The sequence below is a fragment of the Plantibacter sp. T3 genome (assembly GCF_902506515.1).
GTDB lineage: Bacteria > Actinomycetota > Actinomycetes > Actinomycetales > Microbacteriaceae > Plantibacter > Plantibacter auratus.
Window position 1 is genome coordinate 1,871,257 of sequence record NZ_LR733286.1, and the last position, 16,528, is coordinate 1,887,784.

General features: G+C 69.4%; 15 protein-coding genes. 13 read left to right on the plus strand and 2 right to left on the minus strand.

Annotated features, from left to right (window positions below; genetic code table 11):
* Positions 1-86 precede the first annotated feature (86 nt).
* The 12 genes from sucC (at position 87) to GV015_RS09055 (ending at position 14,180) form a co-directional block, all read left to right on the plus strand.
* Complete coding sequence (gene sucC, locus GV015_RS09005) at positions 87-1,250, plus strand: ADP-forming succinate--CoA ligase subunit beta (protein WP_124768842.1); 1,164 nt, start codon at positions 87-89, stop codon at positions 1,248-1,250.
* A 14-nt stretch (positions 1,251-1,264) separates the two neighbouring features.
* Positions 1,265-2,155, plus strand: a complete 891-nt coding sequence (gene sucD, locus GV015_RS09010) for a succinate--CoA ligase subunit alpha (protein WP_064296653.1) — start codon at positions 1,265-1,267, stop codon at positions 2,153-2,155.
* Between the two features lie 125 nt (positions 2,156-2,280).
* On the plus strand, positions 2,281-3,558 hold the full coding sequence (locus GV015_RS09015) for a DUF6350 family protein (RefSeq protein WP_159877993.1): 1,278 nt from the start codon (positions 2,281-2,283) through the stop codon (positions 3,556-3,558).
* A 9-nt stretch (positions 3,559-3,567) separates the two neighbouring features.
* Positions 3,568-4,194: a phosphoribosylglycinamide formyltransferase gene (gene purN, locus GV015_RS09020; protein ID WP_159877995.1), complete on the plus strand. Its 627-nt coding sequence runs from the start codon at positions 3,568-3,570 to the stop codon at positions 4,192-4,194.
* On the plus strand, positions 4,191-5,798 hold the full coding sequence (gene purH / locus GV015_RS09025; RefSeq protein WP_159877997.1) for a bifunctional phosphoribosylaminoimidazolecarboxamide formyltransferase/IMP cyclohydrolase: 1,608 nt from the start codon (positions 4,191-4,193) through the stop codon (positions 5,796-5,798). The genes purN and purH overlap by 4 nt, the downstream gene beginning before the upstream one ends.
* 109 nt (positions 5,799-5,907) lie before the next feature.
* On the plus strand, positions 5,908-7,119 hold the full coding sequence (ddaH, locus tag GV015_RS09030; RefSeq protein WP_159877999.1) for a dimethylargininase: 1,212 nt from the start codon (positions 5,908-5,910) through the stop codon (positions 7,117-7,119).
* A gap of 88 nt (positions 7,120-7,207) precedes the next feature.
* On the plus strand, positions 7,208-7,522 hold the full coding sequence (locus GV015_RS09035; protein ID WP_159880207.1) for a hypothetical protein: 315 nt from the start codon (positions 7,208-7,210) through the stop codon (positions 7,520-7,522).
* Between the two features lie 180 nt (positions 7,523-7,702).
* Positions 7,703-7,828 (plus strand): hypothetical protein, encoded by a 126-nt coding sequence (locus GV015_RS19240; protein ID WP_256377204.1) that lies wholly within the window; start codon positions 7,703-7,705, stop codon positions 7,826-7,828.
* Between the two features lie 159 nt (positions 7,829-7,987).
* Positions 7,988-9,820 (plus strand): ABC transporter ATP-binding protein, encoded by a 1,833-nt coding sequence (locus GV015_RS09040; RefSeq protein WP_159878001.1) that lies wholly within the window; start codon positions 7,988-7,990, stop codon positions 9,818-9,820.
* Positions 9,817-11,637, plus strand: a complete 1,821-nt coding sequence (locus GV015_RS09045) for an ABC transporter ATP-binding protein (protein WP_124768847.1) — start codon at positions 9,817-9,819, stop codon at positions 11,635-11,637. Before GV015_RS09040 ends, GV015_RS09045 begins: the two co-directional genes overlap by 4 nt.
* Positions 11,638-11,731: 94 nt before the next feature.
* Positions 11,732-12,409, plus strand: a complete 678-nt coding sequence (locus tag GV015_RS09050; protein WP_124768848.1) for a response regulator transcription factor — start codon at positions 11,732-11,734, stop codon at positions 12,407-12,409.
* The gene (locus GV015_RS09055; RefSeq protein WP_159878003.1) at positions 12,402-14,180 is read left to right on the plus strand and encodes a histidine kinase; all 1,779 of its coding nucleotides are present in this window, start codon (positions 12,402-12,404) and stop codon (positions 14,178-14,180) included. Before GV015_RS09050 ends, GV015_RS09055 begins: the two co-directional genes overlap by 8 nt.
* A 16-nt stretch (positions 14,181-14,196) precedes the next feature.
* Here GV015_RS09055 and GV015_RS09060 read toward each other — a convergent pair whose 3' ends face one another.
* The gene (locus GV015_RS09060) at positions 14,197-14,517 is read right to left on the minus strand and encodes an MGMT family protein (protein WP_064296644.1); all 321 of its coding nucleotides are present in this window, start codon (positions 14,515-14,517) and stop codon (positions 14,197-14,199) included.
* A 4-nt stretch (positions 14,518-14,521) separates the two neighbouring features.
* On the minus strand, positions 14,522-14,974 hold the full coding sequence (locus GV015_RS09065) for a GNAT family N-acetyltransferase (protein WP_079705295.1): 453 nt from the start codon (positions 14,972-14,974) through the stop codon (positions 14,522-14,524).
* Positions 14,975-15,255: 281 nt separating this feature from the next.
* Between GV015_RS09065 and GV015_RS09070 the strand changes: the two genes are divergently transcribed.
* Positions 15,256-16,470, plus strand: coding sequence for an NADP-dependent isocitrate dehydrogenase (locus GV015_RS09070; protein WP_064296642.1), 1,215 nt, complete (start codon positions 15,256-15,258; stop codon positions 16,468-16,470).
* Positions 16,471-16,528: the final 58 nt, after the last annotated feature.

The window sequence follows — 16,528 nt, forward strand, 5'->3', positions numbered from 1 at the left end:
TTTTCTCTCGCCGCCGAGATAACGCGCGGCCGAAAATCGCCACGACAATCACAGCAGAACGCGCGAAGCGCGGATGGGAATGACACGTGGATCTTTACGAGTATCAGGCACGAGACCTGTTCGAGCAGTACGAGGTGCCGGTCCTCGCCGGCATCATCGCCGACACCCCGGACGAGGTGCGTGCCGCGGCCGAGCGTCTCGGCGGCGTGGTCGTCGTCAAGGCCCAGGTGAAGGTCGGAGGCCGCGGCAAGGCCGGTGGCGTCAAGGTCGCCAAGACCCCCGACGAGGCCTACGAGGCGGCGAAGGCCATCCTCGGACTCGACATCAAGGGTCACGTCGTCAAGCGCGTGATGGTCGCGGCCGGCGCACGCATCGCCCAGGAGTTCTACTTCTCGGTGCTGCTCGACCGCGCCAACCGGTCCTACCTGTCGCTCACGAGCGTCGAGGGCGGCATGGAGATCGAGCAGCTCGCGGTCGAGAAGCCCGAGGCGCTTGCGCGCATCGAGGTGAACCCGCTCACCGGTGTCGACAAGGCGGCCGCGGTCGAGATCGCGAAGGCTGCGAACTTCCCCGAGGAGCTCGTCGACCAGGTCTCCGACGTCTTCGTGAAGCTCTACGACGTCTACAAGGGTGAGGACGCGACGCTCGTCGAGGTCAACCCGCTCGTCCTCACGGAAGAGGGGCGCATCGTCGCCCTCGACGGCAAGGTCTCGCTCGACGAGAACGCCGCCTTCCGTCACCCGAACCACGCCGAACTCGAAGACACCGCAGCCGAGGACCCCCTGGAGCTCAAGGCCAAGGAGAACGACCTCAACTACGTCAAGCTCGACGGCGAGGTCGGCATCATCGGCAACGGCGCTGGACTCGTCATGTCCACGCTCGACGTCGTCGCCTACGCGGGCGAGCAGCACGGCGGCGTGAAGCCGGCCAACTTCCTCGACATCGGCGGCGGCGCCTCGGCCGAGGTCATGGCAGCAGGCCTCGACGTCATCCTCGGCGACGCCCAGGTGAAGAGCGTGTTCGTCAACGTCTTCGGTGGCATCACCGCCTGCGACGCGGTCGCGAACGGCATCGTGAAGGCGCTCGAGATCCTCGGTGACGCAGCGACGAAGCCGCTCGTGGTCCGCCTCGACGGCAACAAGGTCGCGGAGGGCCGCGAGATCCTCGCCGCCGCCGCGCACCCGCTCATCACGCTCGCCGCAACCATGGACGAAGGCGCCGACAAGGCCGCCGAGCTGGCTTCGAAGTAAGGGATCGCACAAGCATGTCAATCTTCCTCAACAAGGACTCCAAGGTCATCGTCCAGGGCATCACCGGCGGTGAGGGCACCAAGCACACGGCGCTCATGCTGAAGGCCGGCACCCAGGTGGTCGGTGGCGTGAACGCCCGCAAGGCCGGCACGACCGTGACCCACGACGGCGGCGTCGAGCTGCCCGTGTTCGGCACGGTCGCCGAGGCCATCAAGGAGACCGGCGCAGACGTGTCGATCGCCTTCGTGCCCCCGGCATTCACCAAGGACGCGGTCATCGAGGCCATCGACGCCGAGATCCCGCTGCTCGTCATCATCACCGAAGGTGTGCCGGTCGGCGACTCCGCCGAGTTCTGGGCCTACGCCCAGTCGAAGGGCTCGAAGACCCGCATCATCGGCCCGAACTGCCCCGGCATCATCACGCCGGGGGAGTCGCTCGTGGGCATCACGCCCGCGAACATCGCCGGCAAGGGACCGATCGGCCTCGTGTCGAAGTCGGGCACCCTCACGTACCAGATGATGTACGAGCTGCGCGAGATCGGCTTCTCGACGGCGATCGGCATCGGCGGCGACCCGATCATCGGCACGACGCACATCGACGCGCTCGCCGCGTTCGAGGCCGACCCCGAGACCAAGGCCATCGTCATGATCGGCGAGATCGGTGGCGACGCCGAGGAGCGCGCGGCCGACTTCATCAAGGCGAACGTCACGAAGCCGGTCGTCGGCTACGTCGCGGGCTTCACCGCGCCCGAGGGCAAGACGATGGGCCACGCCGGCGCGATCGTCTCGGGCTCCGCAGGTACCGCGCAGGCGAAGAAGGAGGCCCTCGAGGCCGCCGGCGTCAAGGTCGGCAAGACGCCGAGCGAGACCGCCGACCTCATGCGCGAGATCATCGCCTCGCTGTAACACCCGCAGCTCGACTGCGACCACGACGCGACGCCCGGATCGGGCGTCGCGTCGTGGCGTTTCGGCCCACGCACGCCGTGTGCCTGACCGTCCGCACGCGCGGCTCCAGGTAGGGTCGAAGGCGCATGAACCGTCTGACCGTCGCCCTCCTCGCCGCCCTCGATGCCACCCTCGCCGTGGCCATCGGCATCGGTGTCGCACTCGTCCCACTCCTCGCCCTGTGGGCCCTGCACTTCCAGTTGGACGTCGACCCCGCCGCGCTCTGGCGGGGGGCCGTCGACATCTGGGCGCTCGGCAACGGCTCGAGCATGCGCATCTCCCTCGACACGGCCCTCGTCACGCAGCTCGGCCTGCCTGCCGGGATGGAACCGTTCCTCGTCTCCCTGGCGCCCCTCGCCTTCACGATCGGCACGGTCCTGTTCGGCCTGCGCACCGGGGCCCGCGCGGCACGCAGCACTTGGTGGCAGGGTGCCGTCGTGCTGTCGGTGCTCGTGTTCGCCCTGCTCTCGTTCCTCGTGACCCTCACCGCCCTCCACCCGGCGGTGCGTCCCTCGATCGTCCAGGGGACCCTCGCGCCGACCGTGCGCTTCGCAGGCGGGGTCGTGGTCGCCGCGCTGTGGGTCCGGTTCCGAGAGCAGGACGCGGTCGATCCGATCCTCGACGGACTCCGCGCGATGCGGGACCGGATGCCGGACGGGACCTGGTCGATGGTCGTCGCGGCGCTGCGTGGTGGAGCACTCGCCGCCACCGGACTCGTGGCGGTCTCCGCGGTCCTGACCGCCATCCTCATCGCCGTCGGCTACGGCGCCATCATCTCCCTGCATGAGAGCGCGCAGTTCGGCGTCCTGGGCGGTGCCATCGTCACCGGCGCCGAACTCCTGTACCTGCCGAACCTCGTGATCTGGGCCATGAGCTGGATCACCGGCGCGGGCTTCGCCATCGGGAGCGGCACGGCGATCTCGCCGATCGGCACGCTCGTCGGGCCCATGCCGGCCGTGCCGGTCCTCGGCGCCATCCCGACGGGGGAGAGCCCACTCGGTTTCGCGGTCCTCGTGGTCCCGGTCGTCATCGGATTCGCCGCTGCCGTGGTGCTGCGCCGTCGTCTGCTCGTCGACCTCGACGGGCGTGGCGGGCTCGCACGGCTGGCGGTCGTCGGTCTCGGCGTCGGGGTCACAGCGGGCATCATCGTCGGTGTCCTCGCCGCCCTCTCGGCGGGCGCGGCAGGCCCAGGCCGCCTCATCGAGGTCGGCCCGAACGGTTGGGCGACGGGCCTGTGGACCACGCTGACGGTCGGGATCGCGGCCGTGGTCGGCATGGCGGCCGGTCCGACGCATCTCGCCGAGGAGGACCGCCTCCCGGAGCTGCACGCCCAGCCGAGCGGCCGGGGTGCCCGCGACCGATAGGATGCTCTGGTGCTGTCACTCGTCGTGCTGATCTCCGGTGGCGGATCCAATCTCCGCGCCCTCCTCGAAGCCTCACGCGACGCGGATTTCCCCGCTCGCGTCATCGCCGTCGGTGCCGATCGGGAGGCTGACGGCCTCGCCCACGCTGAGGAGTTCGGCATCCCGTCGTTCACCGTCCCCTACTCGTCCTTCGACTCGCGGGCGGAATGGGGCGCGGCCCTCCTCGAACAGATCCGGGTCTGGAACCCGGACGTCCTCGTCCTCAGCGGCCTCATGCGCCTCCTGCCGCCCGTCGTCGTCGACGCCCTCGCGCCGCGCATCATCAACACGCACCCCGCGTACCTCCCCGAGTTCCCGGGTGCGCACGGCGTCCGGGACGCCCTGGCGGCAGGCGCCTCGCAGACCGGGGCATCGATCATCGTCGTCGACAACGGCGTCGACGCTGGACCGATCATCTCGCAGGAGCGCGTCCCCGTCCTGCCCGAAGACACGGAGCACAGCCTCCACGAGCGGATCAAGCCGGTGGAGCGTCGACTCCTCGTCCAGGCCGTCCGCGACCTCGCCACCGGAACCATCGACCTCGAGGCGCTCTCCACGGCGTCCCGCCCGCCAGCAGAAGGAGCACCCCAGTCATGAGCGGTCCCAGCCACGACCACAGCCTCTACCGCGAACGCGACCTCGTCCCCGTCCGCCGGGCGCTGATCTCGGTCAGCGACAAGACCGGGCTGCTCGAGCTCGCCGGCGCACTCGCCGCAGCGGGCGTCGAGATCGTCTCCACCGGGTCCACCGCGGCGACCATCCGCGGTGCGGGCCACACGGTGACCGATGTGTCCGAGGTCACCGGATTCCCCGAGTCGCTCGACGGTCGGGTCAAGACCCTGCACCCCTCGGTGCACGCCGGACTCCTCGCCGACCTGCGGCTCGAATCCCACGAGGCCCAGCTCGCCGAGCTCGGCATCGAGCCGTTCCAGCTCGTCGTCGTGAACCTGTACCCCTTCGTCGAGACGGTCGCGAGCGGCGCAGCCGGTGACGACGTCGTCGAGCAGATCGACATCGGTGGACCGGCGATGGTGCGCGCCTCGGCGAAGAACCACGCCAACGTCGCGATCGTGGTCTCTCCCGAGCGCTACGGGCTGATCACCGAGGCCGTCGCCGCCGGCGGCACCACGCTCGCTCAGCGTCGCTCGCTCGCCGCGCAGGCCTTCGACCACACCGCCTCCTACGACGCGGCTGTGTCCGCGTGGTTCGCGAGCACGGAGACGACCGCAGCCGAGGCCTTCCCCAGCACGCTGACCGTCACCGGTCGTCGCGAGGCGGTGCTGCGCTACGGCGAGAACTCGCACCAGGCCGCGGCGCTGTACGTCCGTCCGGGCGGTGCCGGGATCGCCCAGGCGACGCAGTTGCACGGCAAGGAGATGTCGTACAACAACTACGTCGACGCCGACGCGGCAGTCCGCGCGGCCTACGACTTCGCCAACCCCGCCGTCGCGATCATCAAGCACGCGAACCCGTGCGGTATCGCCTTCGCGAACCCGAAGGCACCCGACCCGATCGCCTCGGCCCACCGTCGGGCGCACGAGTGCGACCCGGTCTCCGCCTTCGGCGGCGTCATCGCGGCCAACCGCGTCGTGACCCTCGGCATGGCCGAGACGGTCAAGGAGATCTTCACCGAGGTGCTCGTCGCCCCGGGCTTCGAGGACGCCGCGTTGGAGGTGCTCAAGACGAAGAAGAACCTGCGGCTCCTGCAGCTGCCGGAGGACTTCGTGCGCGAGGACCGCGAGGTCCGGCAGATCTCGGGTGGCCTGCTCTACCAGGACGCGGACCGCTTCGCCGACGACCCCCAGGACACCGCCAAGGGCTGGACGCTTGTCACTGGCGAACCCGCCGACGACGACACCCTGCTCGACCTCATCTTCGCGTGGAAGGCGTGCCGCTCGGTGAAGTCCAACGGCATCCTGCTCGCCAAGGGGAGCGCGAGCGTGGGCGTCGGCATGGGGCAGGTCAACCGCGTCGACTCCTGCCACCTCGCCGTGAGCCGAGCCGGTGACCGTGCCGCGGGTTCCGTCGCGGCCTCGGACGCCTTCTTCCCGTTCGCCGACGGCCTGCAGGTCCTGCTCGACGCCGGCGTGCGCGCGGTCGTGCAGCCCGGTGGTTCCGTCCGCGACGAAGAGGTCATCGCTGCGGCCGAAGCCGCCGGCGTGACCATGTACTTCACGGGGGAGCGTCACTTCTTCCACTAGGCCGTGCCGCCCGCCCCTGTGGGGGTTCTGGGCAGGCTCGTGGTGATCTCCCAGCGGCGTCGGACCCTCGTGGCCCGACGCCGCTGTGTCGTTGAGCTACGGTTGTCGAATGACTGCCACCTGGAGCCGCAAGCTCATCGCATCCGCCGCCGCCGCCGTCGCGACCATCGTCGTGGGCTTCCTGGGGGTCATGTTCGTCACGTTCGTCGGCTACCAGTTCGCCGGGACGATCTTCGCCCAGGCGAGTCCGTACTTCTTCGAGAGCACGATCATCACCTTCGTGCTGCTGCTGATCGTGGGCGTCGTCGGCCTCTACCGGTACCGACTCCTCGCCCTGCTGGGCGGCGCCGCCCTCGCCGTCATCGGAGCGCTCCTCGGGCTCATCGTCCAGGTGGCGACGACGGGGCAGCCCATCGACAGCACCGTGCTCGGCAGCATCGTCGCGACGCTCATCAGCCTCAACCTCGTCTTCGTGGTCGTCGTCGCGCTCTCCGCGGCCTTCATCGGATACCCCGTGTACTGGATGGTCGTCCGCACGCAGGACGCCGTGCTCGACGACGGACGCCGCATCGCACTCGTGCGGATGCCCGCCTCCAACCTTGCTGAAGGCCTCGTGACGCACCTGGAGCGCACGCCGATCGACACCGAACTCGCCGACAAGCAGTGGGACGCGTACGTCGCAGCGTTCGACGCCGCCGGCTGGGACACCACCGAGGTCTCCTGGGCCGACCAGCTCGCCGACTCCGTCTTCATCGAGGACGCCGTCATCGTGATCGGCGACGTCGCCGTGGTGACCCGACCGGGCGCCGAGAGCCGTCGCCCCGAGGTCGTCGCAGCCGAGACCACCGCCCGTGAGCTCGGCCTCCGGATCCACCGCATCGAGGGCGAAGGCACCCTCGAGGGCGGCGACGTCCTCCGGGTCGGCACGACCGTCTACGTCGGTCGCAGCGGCCGCACCAACGCCGAAGGCGTCCGGCAGCTCCGAGCCATCCTCGCGCCGCTCGGGTTCGACGTCGTGGCGGTCCCCGTCACGACCGCCCTCCACCTGAAGTCGACCGTCACCGCGCTCCCCGACGGGACCGTGCTCGTCCACCCCGACCTCGTCGAGGACCCGTCCTTCTTCGGTCGCCACCTCGTCGTGCCCGAGCGCGAGGGCGTCGCGGTGGTCGAACTCGCGGAGGACACCGTGCTCATCTCCGCAGCCGCTCCCAAGACGGCTGCGCTGCTCGAGGACCGCGGCTACACCGTGGTCCAGGTGGACATCAGCGAGTTCGAGAAGCTCGAGGGCTGCGTGACCTGCCTGTCCGTGCGGGTCAGCTGAGTCGATCGTGGAGCAGCAGGCTGGAGCGCGCGGGGGTCGGGATCTGAGCCGGAGGACCGTCGCGCAGCGACTGGACATCCCGCTCGAGATGGCCAGGCACCACGGGATCCCGCCGTTCTGGTCGACGGACCAGTTGGCGGCGTTCCTGGCCGACCCGCCGGCCTGGTACGTGCAGTCACGCGCGAACCGGACCGGGAAACGGCCGGTCTGGGTGGAGTTGCGGTGCACGATCTGCGGCACCAGTGAGACGCTCCGCCCGAAGAAGTGGTGGCCGGAGTTCTCGATGGTGAGCTGCTCCTGGCACGGCGCCGACGAGCTGCCTCCGGTGCCTGAGGGCGCCCGTCGGCGCGAGGTCGACGGCATCGGAGCCTTCGTCGGCATCGTCGACGAACCGACCTCCTGACGACGAGCGCACCCGGTCCGGTGCGTGCAACCGCATGGATCCCTTGCAGCCCGACGGCCGATTCCCATAGTCTGGTCTGCTGCGCCGAACCTCGTTCACCGTGATCGGTCGCCGTCCGCGTTCGAGTGCGACCTGTGCACCCGGCCCGCGGCTCTCGCCCCACAGGATGAGGAGGATGCCATGACGCTCTCGAACCACACCGCGCTCGCGCCGACGGTCGATCGTGCACGCTCCGCCTCGAGCCGCCGCCCGGTGGCCGTCCCGGCGCCAGCCGGACGCGACGCCGCAGCGGACGCCGACGCTTAGCACGAGCGCCAGGCAGTCCACCTCACCATCCGTCCGGCCTCGTCCGGGCCCGTCACCGGATGCTGCGACCTCGCACAGCGACCTCGCCGTCCGGCCGTTCCACGACCATCATTCCGTCGGTGATCGACGTCACCGACACTCTCGCAAGGAATCCTCGCAATGACTCCGCTCGGCGATGAACGCCGTCCTGTCCAACCGCGTCAGAGCACCTTCCGTGCCCTGATGCGGATCTACCCGTTCGCGAAGACGGCCATGCCGCGGATCGTGCTCGGCATGGTCGCCGCGCTCGTCGCCGGCCTGGTGGCGCTCGCGATCCCGCTCGTGCTGCAGGCCCTCGTCGACGGCCCGCTCTCGACCGGCGACTCCTCGCAGATCTGGCCGGCGGTGCTCGTGGTCCTCGCGCTCGGTGTCCTCGAGGCGGTCATGATCGCGCTGCGCCGCTGGTTCGTCCTGACTCCTGGGACGCACGTCGAGGCGCGGATGCGCAATGCGCTGTTCGCCAAGCTGCAGGACCTCCCCGTGACCTTCCACGACCGCTGGCAGAGCGGGCAGCTGCTCTCGCGCGCCGTCAGCGACCTCGGACTCATCCGCCGGTGGATCTCGTTCGGCTTCGTGCTCCTGATCGTCAACGGTGTCACGATCGTCATCGGTGCGGTCATCCTGTTCACCTGGAACTGGCTGCTCGGACTCATCTTCATCGCGCTCGCCATCCCCGTGTGGGTGTTCGGGTTCACCTTCGAGGGGCGGTACTCGGTGATCGCCCGGCGCAGCCAGGACCAGGCCGGTGACCTGGCGACCGCCGTCGAGGAGTCCGTCCACGGCATCCGGGTGCTCAAGGCGTTCGGTCGCGGCAAGCACGCCCTGCGGAGCTTCGCGTCGCGCGCCGAGGACCTGCGGGGCACCGAGATCGAGAAGGCGAAGGCCATCGCGGGGATCTGGTTCTGGCTGGTCCTGTTGCCCGACGTCGCCTTCGCGCTCTGCCTGTTGGCGGGGGTCTGGCTCGCGTCGATCGGCGAACTCACCGTCGGTCAGCTGTTCGCCTTCTTCGCGACGGCCACGATCCTGCGGTTCCCGATCGAGTCGATCGGCTTCCTGCTCGCGATGACCTTCGACACCCGGACGGCGACCGACCGGTATTTCGAGGTCATCGACTCGGTCAACACGATCACCGACCCCGAACACCCCGAGCGCATCCGTGAACCGCGTGGTGAGCTCGTGTTCGAGGACGTGCACTTCCGCTACCAGGACGCACCCGACCGCTACGCGGACGTGGTGAACGGCGTCGACCTCCGGCTCGAGCCGGGGGAGACCATGGCACTCGTCGGTCTGACGGGCTCCGGGAAGTCGACCATCACGGCACTGACCACCCGCCTGTACGACGTCACGGGCGGGCGGATCCTGCTCGACGGGGTCGACATCCGGGCGCTCACGCGGGAGGACCTGCGCCGGCACATCGCGATGGCGTTCGAGGATGCGACCCTCTTCTCCGCGAGCGTCAAGGAGAACGTCCTCCTCGGGCGGGACGACATCGACCTCGACTCCGCGGAGGCCGATCGGATCCTGCGCGAGGCGCTCGACATCGCCCAGGCCGGGTTCGTCGACGAACTGCCGAACGGCGTCGAGACGATGGTCGGTGAGGAGGGGCTCAGCCTGTCCGGTGGGCAGCGTCAGCGGCTCGCACTCGCGCGTGCGGTGGCCGCGCGGCCGGAGGTGCTCGTGCTGGACGATCCGTTGTCGGCGCTCGACGTCGACACCGAGGCGCTCGTCGAGGCGGCACTCCGCCGAGTGCTCGCCTCCACCACGGCCCTGATCGTCGCCCACCGGCCGAGCACCGTCACCCTGGCGGACCGCGTCGCCCTCCTGGAGGACGGTCGCATCACCGCCGTGGGTCGCCACAGTGAGCTGTTGCAGCACAACGCCCATTACCGCTACGTGATCTCGAGTCTGGAAGACGACGAACGAGAGTCCAACCGCCAGGAGGTGAACCTGTGACCCCGCCGACGACCGTCCACGGAGTGGAGGGTGAGGAGCGCGACGACCTCACCCGTGACGAGTCCGCGCACATCCGGCGCCGTTCGCTGCGCCTGCTCGGATCGCTGCTCGCGCCCCTGCGCCTGCGCGTGATCGCCGCCATGACCATCGTCGTGGTGTCGACCGCCGCCCAGGTCGCCGGGCCCGCGCTGATCGCCCTCGGCATCGACCGCGCCCTCCCGGCCGTCCTGGAACGCGCCGACTGGATGCCGGCCTTCCTCGTGGTCGGCGCGTACCTGCTGACCGGCGCCGCCGGTGCGACGCTGATCTCCTGGTACACCGTGCTCGCCGCTCGGATCAGCCAGGCGATCCTGATCGACCTGCGGAAGCGCGTGTTCCTGCAGACACAGCGGCTCAGCCTCGACTTCCATGAGAGCTACACCTCGGGTCGCATCATCTCCCGGCAGACGAGCGACCTCGACTCCATCCGCGAGCTGCTCGACTCCGGCATCAACCAGCTCGTGTCCGGCGTGCTGTACATGGGGTTCACGGCCGTGGCCCTCGTCCTCGTGGACTGGGTCAGCGGGCTGGTGCTGCTCGGGTCGCTCATCCCGCTGTTCGTGCTCACGCGCTGGTTCCAGCTCCGCTCGCAGCGGATGTTCCGCGAGTCGCGAGTCCGGTCGGCGAAGCTCATCGTGTTCTTCGTGGAGGCGATGACCGGCATCCGCGCCGTGAAGGCGTTCCGGAAGGAGCGGCGGAACGAGCGCGCGTTCGGCGAGCTCGTGGAGCAGTACCGCGACACCAACGCCCGGGTCATCCAGCTGTTCGGGGTGTTCGATCCCGGACTGGTGTTCATCGGCAACGTCTCCGTCGCCGTGGTGCTCCTCGTCGGCGGGTTCCGCGTCGCGGACGGACAGCTCGCGATCGGAGCGCTGCTCGCGGCGCTCCTCTACACGCGCCGGTTCTTCGACCCGATGGAGGAGATGGCGATGTTCTACAACTCCTACCAGTCGGCCGCGGCGGCACTCGAGAAGATCTCCGGCGTGCTCGAGGAGCGTCCCGGGGTGCCAGACCCGGTCGCGCCGGTCGACCTGTGGACGTCGCAGGGACGGATCACCTTCGACGACGTGACGTTCGCGTACGCCGCCGACCGGGTGGTGCTCCCGAAGTTCGACCTCGAGATCCCCGCAGGGCAGACCATCGCGCTCGTCGGCACGACCGGTGCGGGCAAATCGACGCTCGCGAAGCTCATCAGTCGGTTCTACGACCCGACCGACGGTGCGGTGCGCCTCGACGGCATCGACCTGCGCGACCTGCACCCGAAGGACCTCCGTCGGGCGATCGTCATGGTGACGCAGGAGGCGTACCTGTTCTCCGGCTCGGTCGCCGACAACATCGCGTTGGGCAAGCCCGACGCGACGATCGAGGAGATCACCGCCGCAGCGAAGGCCGTCGGCGCGCACACCTTCATCGAGGCGCTGCCGAACGGCTACGACACCGACGTGAACAAGCGCGGTGGTCGGGTCTCGGCCGGCCAGCGGCAGCTCCTGTCGTTCGCACGGGCGTTCCTCGCGGATCCGGCCGTGCTGATCCTCGATGAAGCGACCGCTTCGCTCGACATCCCGAGCGAGCGACTCGTCCAGGAGGCGCTGCAGACCCTGCTCGCGGACCGTACCGCGATCATCATCGCGCACCGGTTGTCGACCGTCGCGATCGCCGACCGGGTGCTCGTGATGGAGCACGGCCGGGTGATCGAGGACGGCGCGCCCGCGGAGCTCATCGGCGGGACGGGTCGGTTCGCCGCGATGCACGCCGCCTGGCGGTCTTCGGTCGGCTGACCAGGACCGCGCAGGCGTGTCCACGGGGTCCTCCGGTGACGGAGTGACCCCGTGGGCACTACACCTCGTCTCGTCGACCTGCCACAATGAGCGGATGACCAGTCTGGAACCGCGTTCGCTCCGTGTCGCCGTCGCGGACGACGCGGTGCTCCTCCGTGAGGGTGTCGCGCAGATCCTCAAGGCGGGTGGTCACGACGTGGTCGGCTCGTTCGGCTCGGCGGTCGACCTGGTCGATCGCATCGACGCGGGGCTGCAGCTCGACGCCGTCGTGCTCGACATCCGGATGCCGCCCACCCACACCGACGAGGGCATCGTCGCCCTCGAGCAGTTGCGGGCGTCGGGCTTCGCCGCCGGGGTGCTCCTGCTGAGCACCTACGCCGTGCCGTCCTACGCGGTCCGCGCGCTCGGCTCCGGTGGTGGCACCGGTTACCTGCTGAAGGATCGCGTCGCCGACTCCGGGACGCTCGTCGACGCCGTGGAGCGCGTGGCGGCGGGTGAGTCCGTCGTGGATCCCGAGGTCGTCTCCCTCCTCGTCGCGGAGCGGACCCGGTCGGACGGACTCGACCACCTCACGGAGCGGGAACGTGAAGTCCTCACCCTCATGGCCGAGGGGCGGTCGAACTCCGGCATCGCGAAGGCGCTGGTCGTCAGTCTGAAGACCGTCGAAGCACACATCAGCCGCATCCTGGCCAAGCTCGGACTCGAGGACTCTCCGGCGGACCACCGCCGCGTCCTCGCGGTCGTGCGATGGCTGGAACACGCGGATGGCTGACGGTCGCCCACACGGACGGGCGACATCGCTGCCGATCCCGGCACCGGCCGGCCGCGGTCGACTGCCGTGGCCGCTGCGACTCGGCATCCTGCTCGCCGCCGCGCTCGTGTGCGTCCTGTCGGTCGTGTTCGGCGTCGTCCAGCCGGGCGTCGCCGACGGCAACGGTCTGCCCTGGTTGGTGGGCCACCTCGCGGCGCTGGTGGCGGCGGGGCTGATCTGGTGGCTGGCTCCGACGGCCACTCCGGGGTGGGTGATCGTCGGGTACGCGCTGGCCGAGACGGCCTACATGTGGGCGTACGGCGTCGACGCGGGCTGGCTGTGGCCGCTCCTCATGTCGATCTCCGTGCTCCCGGGGGTCGCGCTGGTGTGGCTCGCGCTGGCCTTCCCGGCCGGCCGGCTGCGGCGCGGCTTCGACCGGCGGCTCGTCATCACCGCATCGGTCTACCTCGTCACCTATGCGATCGTGACGCTCCTGGTGACGCCGAACCACGTGCTCGACGCGAGCCACGAGCGGAGTCGGTACGCCGTCCTCGCCGCCGGAGACGTGGCCGACGTGCTCGGTCGGGTCCATGCGGGTGTCATGGGGGCCTTCGCGGTCGTCGTCGCGGGTGTCGTGCTGCTTCGATGGGCGCGGAGCAGCGGAGCGGCCAGACAGGTTGCCTTCATCATGCCGGTCGCGTTCGTGCTGTGGCTCGTCATCGGGGTGGCGTGGTCCCTCGTCCGCCTCGGGGGATGGCCGGAGCATCTCCGGCTTTTCGTCGAAGACCTCAACGCGTTCTCGGTGGTGCTCGTTCCCGCGGCGTACGCGACGGGTCTCATCCGGATGCGGACGATCCGCGCCAGGGCCGTCGACCTGGTGCAGACCGGACAGCTGAGCGAGACCGGCCACGACCGCTGGGACGGTGCCGTGAAGACCGTCCTCGGCGACCGCACCGCCCGGCTCGTCTGGCCGGGATCGCAGCGGACCACCGACCGGGACCCACGCGGTCGGGCGATGTCGAGCGTCGGCGATGCGGACGCGCCGCTCGTGTACATCGAGCACGACGCGGCACTGCTCGACAACCCGCAGTTGCTCCGGTCGGTGTCGGCGTCGCTGCGCATCATGATCGACAACGAACGACTCACCGCTGAACTCCGCCACTCGTTGCGGGAGGTGAGCCGATCGCGGTTGCGCATCGTGCAGGCGGCCGACGAAGCGCGACGGCGGGCGGAGCGAGACCTGCACGACGGCTCGCAGCAGCAGCTGTTCTCCGTCGCCCTGCGACTCCGGATGGCGAGCGACGCGGCACGCGCCGACGGCCAACTCGCCCTGGCCGACGGCCTCGAGACCACCATCGATCAGCTCGCGAGCGCCATCAAGGAGCTCCGCGAGCTCGCCCGAGGACTGCATCCGGCGCTCCTGGCCGAGGGGGGACTGGTGCCGGCGATCGCCGAACTCGGGCGCCGGTGCACCGTCGTCACCAGGGTCACCGTCGAGCTGCGCGAGCGGCCCGGGCAACTCATCGAGGCGACCGTCTACTACGTCGTCTCGGAGTGCCTGGCCAACGTCACGAAGTACTCCGGGGCGTCCAGCTGCGAGGTGGTCGTCTCCGACGACCCCGACGGCGGGCTCCGGGTCGTCGTTGCGGACGACGGGGTCGGCGGTGCCGATCCTGCGCGGGGGAGTGGGTTGCGCGGCCTCGCGGACCGGGTCGACGCCGTGGGCGGGACGATGCGCGTCGAGAGCCCGGTCGGTGCCGGGACGGTCGTCTCGATCCACCTTCCCGGCTGATCGGGCGCGAATCCGGTCAGTACAGTAGCGCCTCGCGGCCCAGGCGGTATCGCCCGCCGCTCATCGGGACGATCGGTGTGCCTTCGGCCTCGTAGTGCTCGAGCGCGCGATCCTCGTGCCCCGTCGGAGGGAGACCGCCCGACCGGACGACTCGCCACCAGGGCACGGCGTGCCCGTACTGCGCCATCACACGACCGACGCCGCGCGCGGACTTCGACCCGATGATCGACGCGACCTGGCCGTAGCTCAGGGCGCAACCCTCGGGGATGTCGGCGACGACGGCCAGTACGGCCTCGGCGAACGCCTCAGCCGAGTCCGTCGGTGACGACCCGCTCACGGCCTCAGAGACTGATGCTGCCGATGGTCTCGCCGTACTGGGTCTCGCCGACGGGGGTGAACCCGACGCGGAGGAAGAACGCCTCCGGACCGAGATCACCGGGCTCGTAGATGACGTTGACGTGGTCGAAGTCACGCTGCTTGGCCTCCTCGATGAGCGAGGCCACCGCGAACCGGCCGACGCCCCGGCCCTGGTCGTCGGCGTCGACGTTGATGCGCCACAGGGCGGAGCGGAACTCCTCCTGCGTCGACTCGTGGTCGAAGTTGGCGGAGATGAAGCCGACGACCTCGTCGCCGTCGAGGATGACGCGCTGCCAGGAGGTGGCGGGGTTCACGACCGCGGCGGCGACCGCGTAGGACACCGGGGCGATGAACTGCTCCTGCCCGGGTTTCATGGTGAGCGCGTTGACCGCCACGATCGTCGATGCGGACAGTTCTTCCAGACGCAGCTCAGCCATGTCCTTAGGCTAACCGGTCGAGCCGACCGCGGATAGTCCGGCCCCCGGGCGACACGCGGTGACCGCCGACTTCCACGGCCGACCCACAGCTGGGGTCGTGGACGGAACCAGGCCATCCGCAACTGTCTCGACGTCAAGAGACCTGGCGGGTCTTGTAAGCTAGGGCGTGGCCGTGCCGTCCACCTTTCGGATGCGGTCTCCTCCATGCCATGCGGAGCACTCCACCGCGTGCGCACCTCCGTAGGCCGCTCGGCTCAGGGCGGCATCAGAAAGGACAACCAGTGTCGAAGATCAAGGTCGAAGGCACCGTCGTCGAACTCGACGGCGATGAGATGACTCGCATCATCTGGCAGTTCATCAAGGACTCGCTCATCCACCCCTACCTCGATGTGAACCTCGAGTACTACGACCTCGGCATCGAGAAGCGTGACGAGACGGACGACCAGATCACGATCGACGCCGCACACGCCATCCAGAAGCACGGCGTCGGCGTCAAGTGCGCGACCATCACCCCCGACGAGGCCCGTGTCGAGGAGTTCGGTCTCAAGAAGATGTGGCGGAGCCCGAACGGCACCATCCGCAACATCCTCGGCGGCGTCATCTTCCGCGAGCCCATCATCATCTCGAACATCCCGCGTCTCGTGCCCGGGTGGAACAAGCCGATCATCATCGGCCGCCACGCGTTCGGCGACCAGTACCGCGCGACCGACTTCCTGTTCAAGGGCGAGGGCAAGCTCACGGTCGAGTTCACGCCCGACGACGGTTCGGAGCCGCAGAAGTTCGAGGTCTTCCAGTCGCCCGGCGACGGTATCGCACAGGTGCAGTACAACCTCGACGCGTCGATCCGCGACTTCGCGCGTGCGAGCCTCAACTACGGCCTGAACCGCAACTACCCGGTGTACCTCTCCACGAAGAACACCATCCTCAAGGCCTACGACGGCCGGTTCAAGGACATCTTCCAGGAGATCTTCGACGCGGAGTTCAAGGAGCGGTTCGAGGCTGCCGGCATCACCTACGAGCACCGACTCATCGATGACATGGTCGCCTCGGCCATGAAGTGGGAGGGCGGTTACGTCTGGGCCTGCAAGAACTACGACGGCGACGTGCAGTCCGACACCGTGGCGCAGGGCTTCGGCTCGCTCGGTCTCATGACGAGCGTGCTGGCCACGCCCGACGGCAAGATCGTGGAGGCGGAGGCCGCACACGGCACCGTCACGCGCCACTACCGCCAGCACCAGCAGGGCAAGCCCACATCGACGAACCCGATCGCCTCGATCTTCGCGTGGACCCGTGGCCTGCAGCACCGCGGCGTGCTCGACGGCAACCAGGAGCTCATCGAGTTCGCGGCGACCCTCGAGGACGTCGTCATCAAGACGGTCGAGTCCGGCGCCATGACGAAGGACCTCGCGCTCCTCGTCGGCCCCGACCAGGCTTACCAGACGACTGAGGAGTTCCTCGAGACCATCTCGGCGAACCTCAAGGCACGCCTGGCCTGATGACGTCGGCCTGACCGACACCAGCACCACACGGACGGGGTCCGGGAGCACACGCTCC